General features: G+C 68.8%; 23 protein-coding genes. 12 read left to right on the forward strand and 11 right to left on the reverse strand.

Features of this window, described 5'->3' with window-relative positions:
- The first annotated feature begins 9 nt into the window (after positions 1 to 9).
- From FFG40_RS07045 to ychF, 3 genes are read left to right on the forward strand one after another with little or no spacing between them, the layout of a single operon-like run.
- On the forward strand, positions 10 to 567 hold the full coding sequence (locus tag FFG40_RS07045) for a hypothetical protein (protein WP_138802699.1): 558 nt from the start codon (positions 10 to 12) through the stop codon (positions 565 to 567).
- A 9-nt stretch (positions 568 to 576) separates the two neighbouring features.
- Entirely contained in the window at positions 577 to 786 is a 210-nt protein-coding gene (locus FFG40_RS07050) for a hypothetical protein (protein ID WP_138802700.1), read from the forward strand.
- A gap of 58 nt (positions 787 to 844) precedes the next feature.
- A complete protein-coding gene (gene ychF / locus FFG40_RS07055) occupies positions 845 to 1,918 on the forward strand; it encodes a redox-regulated ATPase YchF (RefSeq protein ID WP_138802701.1) in 1,074 nt (357 codons plus the stop codon).
- 27 nt (positions 1,919 to 1,945) lie between these two features.
- On the opposite strand, the gene FFG40_RS07060 is transcribed toward ychF, so the two are convergent.
- Positions 1,946 to 2,878 (reverse strand): site-specific integrase, encoded by a 933-nt coding sequence (locus FFG40_RS07060; RefSeq protein ID WP_260678808.1) that lies wholly within the window; start codon positions 2,876 to 2,878, stop codon positions 1,946 to 1,948.
- Positions 2,879 to 3,051: 173 nt separating this feature from the next.
- Positions 3,052 to 3,567, reverse strand: a complete 516-nt coding sequence (locus FFG40_RS07065; RefSeq protein WP_185974124.1) for a helix-turn-helix transcriptional regulator — start codon at positions 3,565 to 3,567, stop codon at positions 3,052 to 3,054.
- A gap of 104 nt (positions 3,568 to 3,671) precedes the next feature.
- On the opposite strand from FFG40_RS07065, the gene FFG40_RS07070 reads away from it, so the two are divergent.
- Positions 3,672 to 4,046 (forward strand): hypothetical protein, encoded by a 375-nt coding sequence (locus FFG40_RS07070; RefSeq protein WP_138802704.1) that lies wholly within the window; start codon positions 3,672 to 3,674, stop codon positions 4,044 to 4,046.
- 66 nt (positions 4,047 to 4,112) lie between these two features.
- On the opposite strand, the gene FFG40_RS07075 is transcribed toward FFG40_RS07070, so the two are convergent.
- Complete coding sequence (locus FFG40_RS07075; protein ID WP_138802705.1) at positions 4,113 to 4,301, reverse strand: hypothetical protein; 189 nt, start codon at positions 4,299 to 4,301, stop codon at positions 4,113 to 4,115.
- 73 nt (positions 4,302 to 4,374) lie between these two features.
- Positions 4,375 to 4,863, reverse strand: coding sequence for a hypothetical protein (locus tag FFG40_RS07080; protein WP_138802706.1), 489 nt, complete (start codon positions 4,861 to 4,863; stop codon positions 4,375 to 4,377).
- A gap of 391 nt (positions 4,864 to 5,254) precedes the next feature.
- Between FFG40_RS07080 and FFG40_RS07085 the strand changes: the two genes are divergently transcribed.
- Positions 5,255 to 5,689 (forward strand): hypothetical protein, encoded by a 435-nt coding sequence (locus tag FFG40_RS07085; RefSeq protein WP_143882746.1) that lies wholly within the window; start codon positions 5,255 to 5,257, stop codon positions 5,687 to 5,689.
- 49 nt (positions 5,690 to 5,738) lie between these two features.
- On the opposite strand, the gene FFG40_RS07090 is transcribed toward FFG40_RS07085, so the two are convergent.
- On the reverse strand, positions 5,739 to 6,008 hold the full coding sequence (locus FFG40_RS07090) for a hypothetical protein (protein ID WP_138802708.1): 270 nt from the start codon (positions 6,006 to 6,008) through the stop codon (positions 5,739 to 5,741).
- A 232-nt stretch (positions 6,009 to 6,240) separates the two neighbouring features.
- Here FFG40_RS07090 and FFG40_RS07095 point away from each other — a divergent pair, with 232 nt between their 5' ends.
- Entirely contained in the window at positions 6,241 to 6,630 is a 390-nt protein-coding gene (locus FFG40_RS07095; protein WP_138802709.1) for a DUF2510 domain-containing protein, read from the forward strand.
- 30 nt (positions 6,631 to 6,660) lie between these two features.
- Here FFG40_RS07095 and FFG40_RS07100 read toward each other — a convergent pair whose 3' ends face one another.
- Positions 6,661 to 7,140 carry an XRE family transcriptional regulator gene (locus tag FFG40_RS07100; RefSeq protein ID WP_260678809.1) on the reverse strand — a complete coding sequence of 160 codons (480 nt, stop codon included), beginning with the start codon at positions 7,138 to 7,140 and terminating at the stop codon, positions 6,661 to 6,663.
- Positions 7,141 to 7,226: 86 nt separating this feature from the next.
- On the opposite strand from FFG40_RS07100, the gene FFG40_RS07105 reads away from it, so the two are divergent.
- Entirely contained in the window at positions 7,227 to 7,691 is a 465-nt protein-coding gene (locus FFG40_RS07105; protein WP_138802711.1) for a phage tail protein, read from the forward strand.
- An 82-nt stretch (positions 7,692 to 7,773) separates the two neighbouring features.
- Here the strand turns inward: FFG40_RS07105 and FFG40_RS07110 are convergent, their stop codons facing one another.
- A complete protein-coding gene (locus tag FFG40_RS07110) occupies positions 7,774 to 8,061 on the reverse strand; it encodes a hypothetical protein (RefSeq protein ID WP_017887091.1) in 288 nt (95 codons plus the stop codon).
- Between the two features lie 272 nt (positions 8,062 to 8,333).
- Complete coding sequence (locus tag FFG40_RS07115; protein ID WP_138802712.1) at positions 8,334 to 8,945, reverse strand: HD domain-containing protein; 612 nt, start codon at positions 8,943 to 8,945, stop codon at positions 8,334 to 8,336.
- Positions 8,946 to 9,084: 139 nt separating this feature from the next.
- Between FFG40_RS07115 and FFG40_RS07120 the strand changes: the two genes are divergently transcribed.
- Together FFG40_RS07120 and FFG40_RS07125 are read left to right on the forward strand one after the other, a co-directional pair.
- Complete coding sequence (locus FFG40_RS07120) at positions 9,085 to 9,894, forward strand: hypothetical protein (RefSeq protein WP_138802713.1); 810 nt, start codon at positions 9,085 to 9,087, stop codon at positions 9,892 to 9,894.
- A complete protein-coding gene (locus FFG40_RS07125; RefSeq protein WP_138802714.1) occupies positions 9,891 to 11,729 on the forward strand; it encodes an amidase family protein in 1,839 nt (612 codons plus the stop codon). The genes FFG40_RS07120 and FFG40_RS07125 overlap by 4 nt, the downstream gene beginning before the upstream one ends.
- Before the next feature lie 83 nt (positions 11,730 to 11,812).
- On the opposite strand, the gene FFG40_RS07130 is transcribed toward FFG40_RS07125, so the two are convergent.
- Positions 11,813 to 12,589, reverse strand: coding sequence for an isocitrate lyase/phosphoenolpyruvate mutase family protein (locus tag FFG40_RS07130; protein WP_138802715.1), 777 nt, complete (start codon positions 12,587 to 12,589; stop codon positions 11,813 to 11,815).
- 112 nt (positions 12,590 to 12,701) lie between these two features.
- On the opposite strand from FFG40_RS07130, the gene FFG40_RS07135 reads away from it, so the two are divergent.
- From FFG40_RS07135 to FFG40_RS07145, 3 genes are all read left to right on the forward strand, one after another.
- On the forward strand, positions 12,702 to 13,889 hold the full coding sequence (locus FFG40_RS07135) for a MalY/PatB family protein (protein WP_260678810.1): 1,188 nt from the start codon (positions 12,702 to 12,704) through the stop codon (positions 13,887 to 13,889).
- Positions 13,890 to 14,153: 264 nt separating this feature from the next.
- Positions 14,154 to 14,297 (forward strand): hypothetical protein, encoded by a 144-nt coding sequence (locus tag FFG40_RS17395; protein ID WP_395876594.1) that lies wholly within the window; start codon positions 14,154 to 14,156, stop codon positions 14,295 to 14,297.
- On the forward strand, positions 14,294 to 14,674 hold the full coding sequence (locus FFG40_RS07145) for a hypothetical protein (protein WP_035807565.1): 381 nt from the start codon (positions 14,294 to 14,296) through the stop codon (positions 14,672 to 14,674). The genes FFG40_RS17395 and FFG40_RS07145 overlap by 4 nt, the downstream gene beginning before the upstream one ends.
- A gap of 28 nt (positions 14,675 to 14,702) precedes the next feature.
- Here the strand turns inward: FFG40_RS07145 and FFG40_RS07150 are convergent, their stop codons facing one another.
- Together FFG40_RS07150 and FFG40_RS07155 are read right to left on the reverse strand one after the other, a co-directional pair.
- Positions 14,703 to 14,888, reverse strand: a complete 186-nt coding sequence (locus FFG40_RS07150) for a hypothetical protein (RefSeq protein WP_017887087.1) — start codon at positions 14,886 to 14,888, stop codon at positions 14,703 to 14,705.
- 96 nt (positions 14,889 to 14,984) lie between these two features.
- Entirely contained in the window at positions 14,985 to 15,473 is a 489-nt protein-coding gene (locus tag FFG40_RS07155; protein WP_138802717.1) for a GNAT family N-acetyltransferase, read from the reverse strand.
- Between the last annotated feature and the right edge of the window lie 41 nt (positions 15,474 to 15,514).

The raw sequence follows: 15,514 nt of genomic DNA on the forward strand, positions 1-15,514 counted from the left end.
TCTCGGCGCATGGGGAACGAGGCCGACCGCCGTCCGCTCGTCCTGGTGCTCGCCGGTGCCGGCTACGGGCAGCAGGCGCCGCTGCTGTGGTGGACGAGCGACATCGCCGCCGCGGCCGGGTGCGAGGTCGTCGCGCCACGCTGGCACGTCGACGACGCTGCCGGTGCCGATCCGGTCGGGTTCGTCGAGACCGCTGTCGCCGCGGCGATGGGAAACCGGCTGCCCGACCTCGTCGTCGCGAAGTCGTTCGGCTGCTTCGCCCTGCCGTGGGCGATCCGCCACGAGGTGCCCGGCGTCTGGCTCACCCCGGTGCTGACACACGACGACGTGGCCACCGCGCTCGCCGCCGCCACTGACGCGCACGAGGCGATCGGGGGTGGCGACGACACCCTGTGGCGGCCCGAGCGGGTCTCGGGGACTGCTGCGCGCCTCCAGACCGTCGACCGTGCCGACCACTCGCTCCAGGTGCCGGGGGACTGGCGGCGATCGCAGCGGCTGCAGGCCGACGTCTTCGACGTCATCGAGCGGCGCATCACGGCCCTGCGGACGCCGATGACGACGGACTAGGTTCGGCGCATGGGGGATCCGCAGGACATGGACGAGCTGCTGGCACAGGCGGAGCCCGTCGACGCATCGCCGCACACCACGCGGCGTGCCGTCGGGTTGGCCGCCGCGCTGGTCGCGGCCGGCGCCGCCGTCGCGATCGTGGTGACGGGATCGGCGCACGGCCTGCTCGTCGCGATCCTGTGGCTGGTCACGCTGGGCGCGTCGCGTCCCCTGTACTGACGACGGACTGGAGGCCCGGGTCGGCTCCGACAGGCCGCCGCCGGTAGGCTCTTCTTCCGTGGCTCTCACCATCGGAATCGTCGGTCTCCCGAACGTCGGCAAGTCGACCCTGTTCAACGCCCTGACCAAGAACCAGGTCCTCGCCGCGAACTACCCGTTCGCGACGATCGAGCCGAACGTCGGGGTGGTGAACCTGCCCGACTCGCGGCTCGACCAGCTCGCTGAGCTCTTCCACTCGGAGAAGACCGTGCCGGCGCCGGTGTCGTTCGTCGACATCGCGGGCATCGTCAAGGGCGCGAGCGAGGGCGAAGGCCTGGGCAACAAGTTCCTCGCCAACATCCGCGAGGCCGACGCCATCGCACAGGTCGTCCGCGGCTTCACCGACGACGACGTCGTGCACGTCGCGAACAAGGTCTCCCCGAAGGACGACCTCGAGGTCATCAACACCGAGCTGATCCTCGCCGACATGGAGACCATCGACAAGGCGCTCCCGCGGTACGAGAAGACCGTGAAGCTCAAGCAGACCGAGCCGATCGTGCTCGAGACCGCTCGCGAGGCCCGTGCCGCGCTCGAGCAGGGCACCCTGCTGTCCGCCACCAAGATCGACCTGACGCCGATCGCCGAGCTCGGCCTGCTCAGCGCCAAGCCCTTCATCTTCGTCTTCAACGTCGACGAGGCGATCCTGACCGACGAGTCGCGCAAGGCCGAACTGGCCGCGCTCGTCGCCCCGGCGCAGGCCGTGTTCCTCGACGCCCAGGTCGAGTCGGAGCTCATCGACCTCGACCCGGCTGACGCCGCCGAACTGCTCGAGTCGACCGGTCAGACCGAGTCGGGCCTCGACCAGCTCGCCCGCATCGGGTTCGACACCCTCGGACTGCAGACCTACCTGACGGCCGGTCCGAAGGAAGCCCGTGCGTGGACGATCGGCAAGGGGTGGAAGGCTCCCCAGGCTGCCGGCGTCATCCACACCGACTTCGAGAAGGGCTTCATCAAGGCCGAGGTCATCTCGTTCGACGACCTGGTCGCGACTGGCTCGATCGCCGAGGCCCGCGCTGCCGGCAAGGCCCGCATTGAGGGCAAGGACTACGTCATGCAGGACGGCGACGTGGTGGAGTTCCGCTTCAACAACTAGCGGGCCCGGAACGACGACGATCCCGGCCTATTCGTCCGCCGCAGCCCGCAAAGAGTCCGCAGAATCGCCCGAAACCTGCCGCATGAGTCCCGCGGTTGCGGACCGGGTGCGGTCGTCGGCGTTCGGCCACAGGTGGCTGTAGGTGTTCAGCGTCACCGATGCGGACCGGTGACCGAGCGCCCGCTGCACCGTGACGACATCGCATCCCGCGGCAATCAGGCCTGATGCGAAGAAGTGCCGGCAATCGTGCAACTTGAACGGCTCCACGCCGGCCGCTGCAATCGTCTTCGTCCAGTGGTAGTAGATCGTGTTCCCGTGGGGCGGCTGCCCACCCGGGCCGACGAACAGCCACCGCTCATCGCCGCGCACGCCCACCTCGGACACGTGCCAGGACAGATGGCGAGTGAGCTCGTCAGGGATTGGCACCGTCCTCTCGGATCCGTACTTCGGCGCGGAGATGCGAACCGTCTCACCGCCGGTGCCGCGCTGAACCTGTCGGCGCACCCGCAGGGTCCGCTCAAGCCACGCAACGTCGTCGGCCTGCACTCCGGAGGCCTCACCGAGCCGAAGGCCAGCGAACGCAGCGAGACGAACGTACGTCTTGAACCACGGCTCGGCCGCGTCGATCACGGCCCGCACCTCTTCGGGCGTGGGTAGGCGCATTGCTTGGTCGGCACGTCTACGCCGAGGGAGTACGACGCCCTCTGCGGGGTCCTCGGCCAGGTAGCGATCCCGCACGGCGGCACGCAGGGCCGCACGAACGTTGTTGACCCGCGTGTGCTTGGTCGATGGCTGGAGGTCGTCGGACATGGACTTCACCCATGCCTCGACGTGGGATCGCCGCAGCTTCCCGAACGGCACTTCCAGAAATGCGCACTTCGTCACGGCGAGGTCCATCGCGACCTGCGTCGTCGGCTCCCAGATCTGCCTGGGAGACCAGTCGGCGTAGTAGCTCGCCAATGTCGTTGTGGACCGTGACGGGGCAACGTACGTGCCCGTGTGCCGGCGTGCGGCGACTTCGTTCAGCCAGTCTTGGCCGTCACGCTTCCGGTCGAAGTGTCGAGAGTGCTCCCGCCCCTCGTCGTCCCGGTACCGCGCTCGCCACTTACCGTTCGGTCGCTGCCGGACGCTGCTCATTGGCCGAAACGAGGAGAAGTAATGTCGCGTTCGCCCTCCACGTAGCGATCAACGAACTGTTTCACGTCTTCAAGTGCGTGCCCGCTTGCGACGTAATGGAGCTGCTTCTTGACCATCGTGATCCGGGCGACGTGCTCGTTGTCCTCATCGTCGAGATTCCACAGGCTTTCCAGCCCCTCGAGCGCTGCTGCTGCGTCGTCGGTGAGCTGTGCCAAGTCCTTCAATTCAGTCAGAATCTGTCGCCTCTGATCGAGTGCCCGGCGGTGTAGCGCGCAGCCCGCGTCAAGGAAGACGTCGCGCGTGTCGGGGTTCGTAAGGGCGCTAATCGGGACCCCAAACAGCTTCGCCAGCTTCATCGCTTCGATCATGCGCGCTGGCCGCGTCCCGTTCTCGAGGCGGGAGAGCGCCGTCTGGTTCATGTAGACCAGACCTTCGCTGTGCAGCTTCGCGAGAAGTTCCGCCTGGCTGAGGCCGAGCCTTTCTCGGTGCGCTCGAACCTCGCGAGCGAACACCCGCTCCTCATGGGTCAGGCCTTCGTTGTCATCTGCTTACTGAGGCAATCAAGGCTGGTACGGCACCGGGGTCAGCGAAGGCTGCGTACAACCGTGATGGTTCGGTGCTGGACTTCTACGCCGACGGCGGACTGAACGAGAACCACGTCGCTCAGTTCGCGCCGGCCGGAGCGATGCGCGTGTGGGCGGAACCCGAGACAGGCGGTGAGGCGTACATCCCGCTCGCGCCGTCGAAGCGCACTCGTTCCCTGGCGATCTGGGAGGAAACCGGTCGGCGGCTGCAGGCGTTTGCAGACGGCGGCTTCAACGTCCCGGTGACACAACCCGCCTCGCCTGTGTTCTCGTTCCCGGGGTGGAGTGGTGATTCAGGCCCCAGCTCGGTGTCGTTCAACAACACGTTCGCCGGTACGACCGACCCCGCGAAGGTGGTTGACGAGATGATGTTCGCCTACCGGACGAAGATCCGCGGCGGACGCTGACTCCCTGCACCTGCAGCAGGGAAAGCGGGTGGGCCAGGTCGTCTCCAACCTGGCCCACCACGCGAACTACTTCGCCTTCTCGGTCCGTTCGATGTTGAAGACTTCTGACGCCCTAACCGACGCGACTCTTCGCGACGTCGTCCCAGTGCTCTCCGTGAAGTGGAAGTACTCGCCGTCGAGCGAGTAGTTGTCCGCTTCCACGTCGAACTTATTCACACCGTCGAACTGCGTGTTCAGCTTGTAGATGTACTTCACCGTGTCTCCTTGGTCGGCCTGTGGTGGCGACACTATCGAGCCGGTCCGACAAATCGACACTGCGTCTTATGCGTCAGTACGTGCTGTGGTCCATAGAAAGCTTCGCGAGGTAGTCGTCGTACCGATCGCCTGATCCCCAACGCTCGCTAAGGTCGGTTACGAGCCTGCCCAGCACGCGCCCCCACGATCGCGTTACCCAGGTGCCACCGATGTGCTCCGGGACCGGCAGGTAGGCACGGTGCCCGTCTACGTCAAGCAGGGTTACACGGTCGACGAGATCTCCTTGATAGAACACATCGACCCAGATCTCGTGAACTTTGGGATCCGAGAGGCGGGCGCGGGATGCCCAGTCGTAGTCGTCAAGCGCAGCGTCGGCGTCATCGTCAACCGCCATGCCCCACTCGATGGCGATGTTGATGTCCGAATGCAGGACGGCCCGCTTGCGGTGGGCTTGAACCGTGTCGTCTTCGACCCTGTCATGGAAGAACGGCCCGTCTTGGACGAGGTGCCAGTGCTCGTCGTAGGTGTCGGTGATCGCTCCGCGAAGTTCGTGCATGTTCATGTAGGTCCCCAATTCTCGGAAGAACAGCAATTGACAGGAGCCTATGGGGTAGCCCATCGAGTTGCGCTCTCCTGATTGAGGGGGCTTCGGTGCCGAACCGCTCGTCGCCAAACCCACGCTGACTGTCGAGTTGACCGGTCGCCCCACTCGACCAACACTGCATCAGGGGTCATCGCCAGCGCTGTCGCCTCAACGCGTATGAGCCTGTCGGGTAGCTGTACCCAGGACCGGACAGGCCGCGGCGGTTCCAGCTCCTTCACGGCCTCGCCACGGGCCTCCCGAGGGACGCTGAACGGCTCACCCGGAACCCAACGATCACGGCGACGCTTACCCATGGGGTGATCGTGGCGGGAACCACCGTCAGCGGGCTCTCAAACGGCATACTGATCGGGTGTGGCAAACGATTGCGGTCATCGCAGTTCCCTTGGTCAGCGTCCTCATCGGGCTGTTCCGGGGTGGCGGCGACACTCGGCTATCCCGACGCGTGAAGCATCACGCGGAGATCTTGAAGGTTCTCGACGGATTCACGAAGGCCTCCGACGCGATGGAGGGCTTGCTCGTCGAGGAGATTGGCGTGCTCAAGGACAGGGAACTTGCTCGTTCACGTCGCCGCGTCAACGGCGGAAACCTCGCCGTCGCCGTCATTCTTGCTGTCGTCACTGCTGGCGCTACGTTCTGGCTTACGACCTTCGCCAGCGAGCACGGCCGCGACCCCTGGGCTTGGATCGGAGTGACGCTTCTGAGCCTCTTGGCCGTGACGCTCGTCATCTTCACCGTCGCTGGCTTCTCCACCATCTACAACCCGCCATCGAACAAGAAGCCATAGCGCAGGATCGACGCCCTTCCTCAGCGCGCCGGTGCTCGGGCAGCCGACTTCAAGCGGTTGGCCGGTCGGAGGGTAGTGCCGCGAACCAGCGGTCCGCCGCTTCGATGCCGATAAGCGGCTTGCGTCCGAGGTACTTGGGTCGCAGCTTCCCGATAGCGATCTCGTTTCGGAGGTACGAGACGCTGACCTCGTACGCCTTAGACATGCCCTGCACGGTGTACGCCCGCTTCGGCTCAGCCTGTGGGTCAGCGTCGGGGCGCGATCGGTCGAGCTCCTCACGGACGACACGGCGGATGATGGTTTCGATGTCGTCAGCCACAGCGCCACAGTATGCGCACGACGCCTCGAGCTACTGCCGTGAAGACGTGACCAGTCCGCAGCTAGTCCGCAAAAGCGACGAATGGCGGCAGATCGGGGTGACTGCCCCCAATCACGTGTCCCGCTTGTTTCTGCGGTTCTCAACGCCTGACGCTGCCCTCCAACCACCACGCGCTAGTTCCGCTTCAACAACTGACCTGCCCACGTGGTTCGTCGTGCGCCAGGATGAGCGCATGACGAACGCACAGGCAGGGTGGTACGACGACGGCTCCGGCACCATGCGGTGGTGGGACGGTTCCGCGTGGACGGAGCAGGTGCAGCAGCAGGCGCCCGCGGCGTCGGGGGTCGGTGGAGTGATCGGCCGCATCCAGGCGGAAGCCGCTTCGGGTGGTCAGCCGCGTCCGGCACAGAACGGCATGAGTTACGTCGTGCTGCAGGTGGTGCTCAAGGAGAAGTTCTTCGGGACGGGTTCGGGCAACCTCACTGAACTCGAGAAGGCGATCAACGCGCAGGCTGCGCTCGGGTACCGGCTGCACACGATCACGACGGCTTCCTCGGGGAGCACGGGTTTCGGCGGCGGGGACCGGGTGCAAGCCACCATGGTGTTCGAACGCATCAACTGATTCGCTGGGCGCGGCAGACGCCGCGCAGGGTCAAAGTGGCACGGCTTCGGTGAGGACGTGGGCGAAGTGCTCGTCGTCTTCGAGGTCGTCGGTGAGGATGTCGACATCGAACCCGGTGAGGCGCTCGACCTCGTAAGCGAACCCGCCCAAGTCGAACAGCGAAGCCGCGGGCCTCGGGCTGACCAAGAGGTCGATGTCGCTGTGTTCGGTGTCCTGGCCTCGGAGCGCTGATCCGAAGACGCGGACGTTGTCGAGGTGGAACCGTCGCGCCTGGTCGAGGATCGCGTCGGCGTAGACCGCGAGCGGAATGCTCGGTCGGGTGCGGGCAGCGCTGAGGATGCGCTCGAGGGACTCCGGGTCGGGTCGCGTCAGTCCGCTCTCGTGGTCAGCCATCTCCGGCAGCTCCATACCGGCAGCTTCGGCGAGGTCAGCCCGCGAGAAGCCGATGTCCTCACGCGCAGCACGGATCAGTTCCGCGGCGTTGTCGAGTCGCGTCGTCACTTCCTCCACGTTCATCGACTTTAGGGCGATCGCGTCGCGATGGGGACAACTCCGCGGGGCTAGATTCAGACCGTCCGAGTACCCGAGGAGGCCCCATGCCGTACGTCGTCGACTTCGTGAACGTCTCCACGGTGGGGCTCGAGACATCACCGGTGGTGGACGCGCTCGCCGGCCTCCGTGCGAACGAAGCCCGTTACTTCAAGAACAAGTACGACCACGACTTCACCACACGTCCTGCCGCCGAGGCTCCCGAGCTGGTCGAGTACGTCGCCCGCGTGCTCGTGGAGGAGCGGGGGCTCGTGATTGCGTCCCCGCCACTCGAGGCCACCGAAGCAGTGATCGACGGCGTCCGCTGGACCTACGTCTTCTACGAGTCCGGCCTGGCGATCAACGTGCTCTACACACTCGAACCGTACGGCAAGCGAGCGGTCGGGTTCAAGCTCTCCGACGGCATGGAAGTGCCGGAGGAGCTCGCCGAAAAGTTCAAGTTCGCCCGGCAGCGTTCGAAGCTCGCGGGCACGATCCGCGGCTCGTTCTTCGTGATCAAGGGCGAGTACTGACGCGTCGCACCGGGGCTGCCCCGGGAACGACGAAGCGCCGCCGAGTGGACTCGGCGGCGCTTCGTGGTGGGGCTGGTGGGACCTAGGCCGCGAGGGCCATCTCGCCCGCCTGCACGGACTGTGCCTGCAGCAGGGTTCGGCTGGCCTCGCCCGCCCAGGAGCGGCCCGGGACGGTCCAGCCGGCCTCGCCGACGGCGTCGAGCCGGGTGCCCCGGGTGACGAAGGTCCCCAGGTCGTCGGCCGCGATGCGCACGAGGTACTCGCGCTGCGAGCGGTCGTCGCGCACCGGGAACTCGGCGATGCGGTCGGGGGTGATCGTCGGGGCCGCGAGTGCGGTCCCGAACACGGTGATTCGTTCGTTGCTGGTCATGGTGCTGTACTTCCTGGTCATTCGGCGCCAGGGCGACTCGGTGTCGGCGGACGTCTCAGTCCAGCGCGACGCATCGAGTGCGGGGCGCGCACGTCGAGTTTCAACGTGCAGCTCGTCCGTTCGGATCGAGCGGTGTCTCGAGTGGAATGCGACTCGGGTGAGTCGGTGTCGAGAGGTTGGTGTGCGCGAGTCAGATGGGTTCGCTGCAGTGCACCAACCAGAGACTATACGCCCACCCCGCCGAGAAGTCCAGCGAGCGACCGGACCGAGCGTCAGGACGCCAGGAACGCCGTCCAACGGTCTCCACCGGCGGCCACGTTGCCCGAGCCGTCGAGGCGAGCCGCGGCCGAGGAGGGCTTGCGCGAAGCCTGCTCGCGGATCAGCCCGTCGAACGACGCCGAGAAGTCCAGACGGGGCAGCGCGGCCGTGACGTCCCGCAGGTCGTCCGGCGACCACCTGTCGAAGCCCACTCCGGAGACGTCGAGCGAGGTCGCGACCTCGAGCAGGTGCCCCTCGGCGTCGAGCTCCGGGTCGACGGACCGCCACATGTGCCGCTCGATGATCTCCCCGACCCGACGGGCTCGCACGGCGTCCCACCCGGCACCGAGCGCGAAGACCGAACCGACCGCGCCGCCGGCGTCCTCGAAGGGCACCCCGTGGGCGTCGAACGACGGGGTCACGCCGAGGTCGTGGAGCATCGTCGCGACGAAGAGCAGCTCGGGGTCCGGTTCGAGGTCGACCGTCGGGGCGAGCAGGACCGCCCAGGCCCACGAGCGCAGGCAGTGGTGCACGAGGGCGGGTTCGGACCATGCCCGCACGACCTCCAGTGCGCGCGCAGCAACGGGGGAGGGCGGGGTGAGCAGGGCATCGACGTCGACCGACATGGCACGACAGTAGCGGCAGGAACGAGCCGTAACGGGGCGGAAACGTGCCGGGCCAGAACCGGAAACAGCGCCCCGTTAGCTTTCGGTTCACTGAGTACCCGCTCAGCACCCCTCCACCCCACCCGAAGGAACTGCGCCCATGCAGCACCGACCACGGCTGCGCCCCCGCGCGACGATCGTCTCCTCGACGCTCGTCGCCGCCGGGGCGTTCGGCCTCGCCGTCCTGACGGCCGCTCCGGCCCAGGCAGCACCCACCGCGACCACCGCCACCATCGACGCCCCGGCCACCGTGACCGTCGGCACGGCGTTCGACGTCGACCTGACGATCCCGGACACCGCCGACGTCTACGCGTACGAGATCACGCTCGAGGCCGACTCGGTGCAGTACCGGGACGACAGCGTCACCGGCCCGGACGGTGGCTTCGACAGCGTCGAGCAGGACGGCGAGGCCCTGACGATCGTGCACACCCGCCTCGGCACCTCACCGGCACTCGACGGCGACCTGGCCACCTCGATCTCGCTGACCCCGACGGCGGTCGGCAGCGTCGACCTCGACGTCACGAGCATCACCCTCGTCGGCTCCGACGGCACGTCGACGACCCTCGACGCCCCGGCGAGCACCACCGTCGTGGTCGCCGCGGCCGCGACCACCGCCCCGACGGCCACGCCGACGCCGGGTGCGACCACGCCGCCCGGCGACGGTGGCGGAACGGGTGCCCCCGCTGGCCCCGGCGACCCGACGGCACCGGGCGCCGATCCGACCGACGGCGCCACCGCCGGGGCAGGAGCCGGCGGGGACGACCGTCCGGCCGGAGGCGACCTCGCCTGGACCGGTGCCGACGTCGCGCCGTGGATCGCCGCGTCCATCGCCCTGCTCGCGGCCGGCGGCACCCTGATCACCCTGCGGGCCCGTCGTGCCCGCCGCGACCGCACCGGAGCCTCCGCATGACCGCCACGAAGCGCACCGCCGTCGCCGGCGCCGCACTCATCGCCCTCGTCGGCACCGTCCTGACCGCGACCCCCGCGATCACCGCCGCCGCCGCACCCGCGGCCGTCGACGCCAGCCCCGCCGCCATGCTCGCGCCGTACTACACGGACCTCGACCTGACCGGCGACGACCAGGTGACGAAGGCCGACCTCGCCGTGCTCACCGACCACCTCGGTGCGACGACCGCGAGCACCGACTGGGCGGCGGTCAGCGCCGCGGACACCGACGCCGACGGCACCATCAGCGTCGCCGACCTGGCCGGGTTGTCCCAGCGGATGATCTACGACGACGGCCCGTTCCAGCTCGTCGAGGCGTCGACCGTCGACATGCAGGCCGCGATGAACGCCGGGGTCACCACGTCGGTCGCGATCACCGAGGACTACCTCGACCGCATCGCCGCCTACGACCGCGCGAAGGTCGACACCGCGTCGACCGGGCGCCCGCTCAACTCGATCGTCACCACCAGCGCCGACGCCCTGGCCGCCGCGAAGACCGCGGACACCGAGCGCGCCGAGCACGGGATGACGAGCATGCTGCTCGGCGTCCCGATCGCGGTGAAGGACAACTACGACACGAAGGACATGCCGACCACCGGCGGCTGCGGCTGCTGGGACGACAACCAGACCGACACCGACGCCGCCATGGTCACCGGCCTGCGCGACGCCGGCGCCGTGATCCTGGCGAAGGCCAGCCTCGACGAGTTCGCCTTCGGCTTCGTCTCCGAGTTCTCGTCGAACCAGTCCGCCGGCTCGTCGCTCCTGGTCGCCAGCCCGTACAACACGGCGCAGACGGCCGGTGGCTCGAGCGGCGGCACCGGCGCGGCGATCTCCGCGAACCTCGCCGGGATCGGCTTCGGCACCGACACCGGCGGCTCGATCCGCGTGCCGTCGACGTACAACCAGCTCGTCGGCATCCGGCCGACGGTCGGCCTGACCAGCCGCGACGGGATCATCCCGCTCGCCCTGTCGCAGGACACCGGCGGTCCGATCACCCGCTCGGTGACGGACGCCGCGGTCGCGCTCGATGCCGTCACCGGCGTGGATGCGGCCGACCCGGCGACGAGTGCGCAGGCCGGCAAGGTGCCGACGTCGTACACGTCGTCGCTCGACGCCGACTCCCTGCGGGGCGCCCGCATCGGCTACGTGACGAGCATGGTCGGCACGAACGCCACGACGAAGCGCCTGTTCGACGCCTCCGTCGCGAAGCTCGAGGCCGCCGGAGCCACCGTCGTCCCGATCACGGCGACGACGGCCTTCAACCGTGTCCTGTCCGAGGGCAGCGGCAGCACGAACGAGTTCAAGCACGACCTGGACGAGTACGTGACGAAGCACCTCGACCCCGACGTGACCGCGCGCTCGCTGCAGGGCATCCTGGCCTCGGGCGAGTACGTGCCGAGCCGCAAGAGCACCTACCAGTCGCGCGACCTGATCACCGACGCGCAGTACCAGGCGTGGGCCGGACCGACGGGGTCGCACACGACGCAGCTCGCCACCGGCAAGCAGCTCGTGACGCAGATGCTCGACGACCAGGACCTCGACGCGCTCGTCTACCCGTCGGGCACGCCGTACGGCACGCAGTCGACGAACATGCGCCTCAGCCCGAACACCGGCATGCCGGCGATCACCGTCCCGATGGGCCAGGCGACCGCTGCCGACAACACGATCACCGGTGCCGGCGTGAACCTGGAGTTCCTCGGCCGCTCGTTCGACGAGGGCACGGTCATCGGCCTTGGCTACGCCTTCGAGCAGGAGACGCACGCGCGCACCGCGCCCGCGCTGTACCCGGCGCTCGGTTGAGCTGAGCGGGCCGCGTGACGCGACCATGTGATGGACGGGAGGCCCGGTGCCAGCTGGCACCGGGCCTCCCGTCTGCACTGGGCTCAGTTCAGGGTCGGGGTGTCCTCCGGCACGACGCCGTCCGCGTACAGGTCGGTCGCCAGGTCGCGGAGTGCCCGTAGCGCGACGCGCTGCGTGAGCGGGCCGTACGAGATGCGGGCGACGCCGAGCGCCTCGTACTCCGCGGCGGGCAGGGCACCGGGCAGGCCGATGACCGAGAGCTTGCCGCGGCCCAGACCGGCGACGAGTCGCTCGACCACGGAACGCTCGATCGCGCCGGGCACGAAGACCAGGGCGGCACCGTTGTCCAGGAACGCCTTGCCGCGGGCGATCGCGTCCTCGATGCTCTCGTCGATCGGGCGCTCGCCGCCGCGCACGATCGCGTCGGTGCGGGCGTTCAGCTGGAAGTCGACGCCCTCGGCCTGCGCCGCAGCGGTGATCGCGGCGACGCGGGCGACGGCCTCGTCGAAGGGCCGCAGGCGGTCCTCGACGTTGGCGCCGACGATGCCCGAGCCGATGGCGCGGCGGATCGTCTCGGCGGGGTCCTCGTAGCCGTCGTCCAGGTCGGCGGTGACCGGCAGGTCCGTGGCGGCGGCGACGATCGCTGCCCCGGACAGGGCGAGGTCGAGGGGCATGCCGCCGTCCTCGTACCCGTACGACGCGGCGATCGAATGCCCGGCGGTGGCGATCGCCTTCGTGCCGGGCAGGTCGCTGACGACCTTCGCGGTGATCGCGTCCCACACGTTCACGACGCGCAGGATCTCGGGGGCTTCGTGCAGCTGCTTGAGGGTGACGGCCTTGTCGGCGGTGCTCGTGCTCATGCTGCCGACAGTAGGCCGACGGGGCGGCCCCCGGCCGCGAGCCCACCCGAAGACGACGCGGGATGACGTCGGGAGTCGCGCCGGGCCTCCCGGCAGGGGCATGCTGGGACGCATGGCGAGCGACGAGCAGGACCCGGTCGGTACGCTCCGCGGGGTCCGGACGAGCATCAAGTGGACGCGGTACGCGCCCGACGTGCTGCCCCTGTTCGTCGCCGAGATGGACCACGACGTCGCGCCGGCGATCCGGCAGGCCCTGATCGAGCGGGTCTCGCAGTCCGACCTCGGGTACCTCGACGGCCCCGGGCCGCTCGCTCCCGCCTTCGCGCAGTTCGCGCTGGACCGCTGGGGCTGGGAGATCGATCCGTCGCGGATCCACCTGGCCACCGACGTCAGCGTCGGGATCGTCGAGTCGCTGCGGCTCGCGCTGCCCGACGGCGGCCGCGTCGCGATCACGCCGCCGGTGTACCCGCCGTTCTTCGAGCTCGTCGAAGAGGCTCGATGTCAGGTCGAGGAGGTCCCGCTGCTCGAGCAGTGGGGGCAGTACCGGCTCGACCTCGAGGGTCTCGAGCGGGCGTTCGCCGACGGGGTCGGTGTCTTCCTGCTCTGCAACCCGCACAACCCCGTCGGACTGGTCCACGACCGGGCCGACCTCGTCGCGATCGCCGAACTGGCCGCGAAGTACGACGTCCTCGTCATCAGCGACGAGATCCACGCGCCGCTGACGCACCCCGGCGTGCAGTTCACCCCGTTCGCCGCCGTCGCCGAGCCGCTCGGTGCCCGAAGCGTGTGCGTGACCTCGGCGAGCAAGGGGTGGAACCTCGCCGGCGTGAAGTGCTCGGTCATCGTCGCCGGCGATCCCCGGACCGCCGCGCTCCTCGACACCCTGTGGGAGGAGGTCGCCTGCCGCACGAGCATCCTCGGGCTGCACGCGAACCTGGCGGCGTTCACCCTGGCGACGGACTGGCTCGACGACGTCGTGGCGCGCATCGTGGCGAACGACCGGCTGCTCGCCAAGCTGCTCGTCGAGCACCTGCCCGGGGTCGTCTACACGCGGCCGCGCGCCGGGTACCTGGCGTGGCTCGACTTCCGCGGCATCGGCCTCGGCGACGACCCCGCGGTGCCGCTGCGGGAGCACGCGTACGTCGCGCTCAACTCCGGGCTGGGGTTCGGGTCCGAGGGGCGCGGGTTCGTCCGGCTCAACCTGGCGTGCTCACCGGAGACCCTGCGTGAGGCCGTGTTCCGGATCGCCGCGGCGTACCCGTCGAGCGCGCAGGAGGGGCTGGTCTGGCACGTCGCGTGACCTGCGCCACTGACGCGTGCCGTCGACGCGGGTGGGAGGCTCGTCCTCCACAACTCGACCTGGCTGATCCCTGCCCACAGATCACGGTGGCCCTCCCGAACCGCGCTCCGCGAACCGCCACGGTCGGTCCATGCCGAGATCCGATCCGCCACTGTCCAATCAAACTAGGCAGGGTTGCCTAGTCGTGGTTTGGCAGCTACGGTGAAGCGCACGGAGTTGCTCCGCCGGCTCGCTCGGAAGGCTGCCGAGAACGACGTCGAGTTCGTGTTCCACCGCCACGGCGGGAGCCACGACCTGTTCCGCTTCGGTCGGAACACGGTCGTCGTTCCGAGACACCGAGAGGTGGAGGAGATGACGGCGCGCGGCATCCTCCGTGACTGCGACCGACGAGGAGATGGGCGACGATGAGCCGACACACGGTGCGCGCGGAGCGCGGCAAGAAGTACTGGGTGATCTGGATCGACGGCGTCATCCGGACGCAGGCGAAGCGCGAACGCGAGATCGAGCTGATGGCTCGCGACTGGCTCTCGTTGATGAACGACGACCGCGATCCGGAGTCCTTCGAACTCGTCGTCGAGGTGGCGATGCCCGAAGCGGCGCAGGCGCACCTGGACCGTGCGGTCGCCCTCCGCGAGGAGTCCGAGCGCGCACGCGTCGAGGCAGCGAAGGAGACCGCCGCCGCGGCGCTGGTGCTGCACGAGTGCGGGCTCACGGTGCGTGAGATCGGACCGCTGCTGCACGTCTCGCACCAGCGAGCACAACAGCTGGTCGCCGCCGCTCGCTGACCGCCCGGGTCATCGAGCTCCGCTGCGATCAGGCCACGTACTGGTTGCGGCCGACGACGCGGATGCGCAGGTCGTCGTCGCGGTCCATCGCGAGGAGCTCGCGGGCCACGAACCCGACGGACGGCCACCGGGACACCTCGGTCACCATGAAGCCGTCGATGAAGACCTGCCACGCGCCGGCCTCGCGGACCGCCTGCACCTCGTACGTCGCCATGCCGCGAGCGTACCGGGACGGTGCGCCGTCAGTGCAGGTCGAACGTCAGTGCAGGTCGAACGTCAGTGCAGGTCGAACGTCAGTGCAGGTCGAGGGTCAGTGCAGGTCGAGGGTCATGTGCACGTCGGCCCGCACGTAGGGGCTCGGGGCGACCTCGTCCTCGCGCAGGTGCCGGAAGCCGAACGCCTCGTACAGGTGCACGGCGCTGGTGAGCTGCGCGTTGCTCTCCAGGTCGATGCGGTGTGCACCGAGTTCGCGTGCCCGGTCGAGCGCCGCGGTGATGAGCCTCCGCCCGGTGCCGTGCCCCTGGTGGTCGGGGGAGACGGCCATCTTCACGAGCTCGAACACTCCGGGGGTGGTGGGCACGACCCCGATGCACCCGATGACCTGGTCGTCGAGCCGGGCGACCAGGACGGCCCCACCCCGCTCCACGACGCGGCCGGCGGGGTCGGAGAGGAACACGCGGTCCTCGTCCTCGAGGGTGAAGTACCGGGTGATCCACGCCTCGTTGAGCGTGCGGAACGCCTCGGCGTCCGCGGGGGTGGCGAGATCGGCGATGGTGACGGTGGAGGTCGCTTCGGGCATGCACCCATCCTCGGGCGATGATGCAGTCACGTCCAATACTC

It is taken from the genome of Curtobacterium sp. KBS0715 (assembly GCF_005938005.2).
GTDB classification, from domain to species: domain Bacteria; phylum Actinomycetota; class Actinomycetes; order Actinomycetales; family Microbacteriaceae; genus Curtobacterium; species Curtobacterium flaccumfaciens.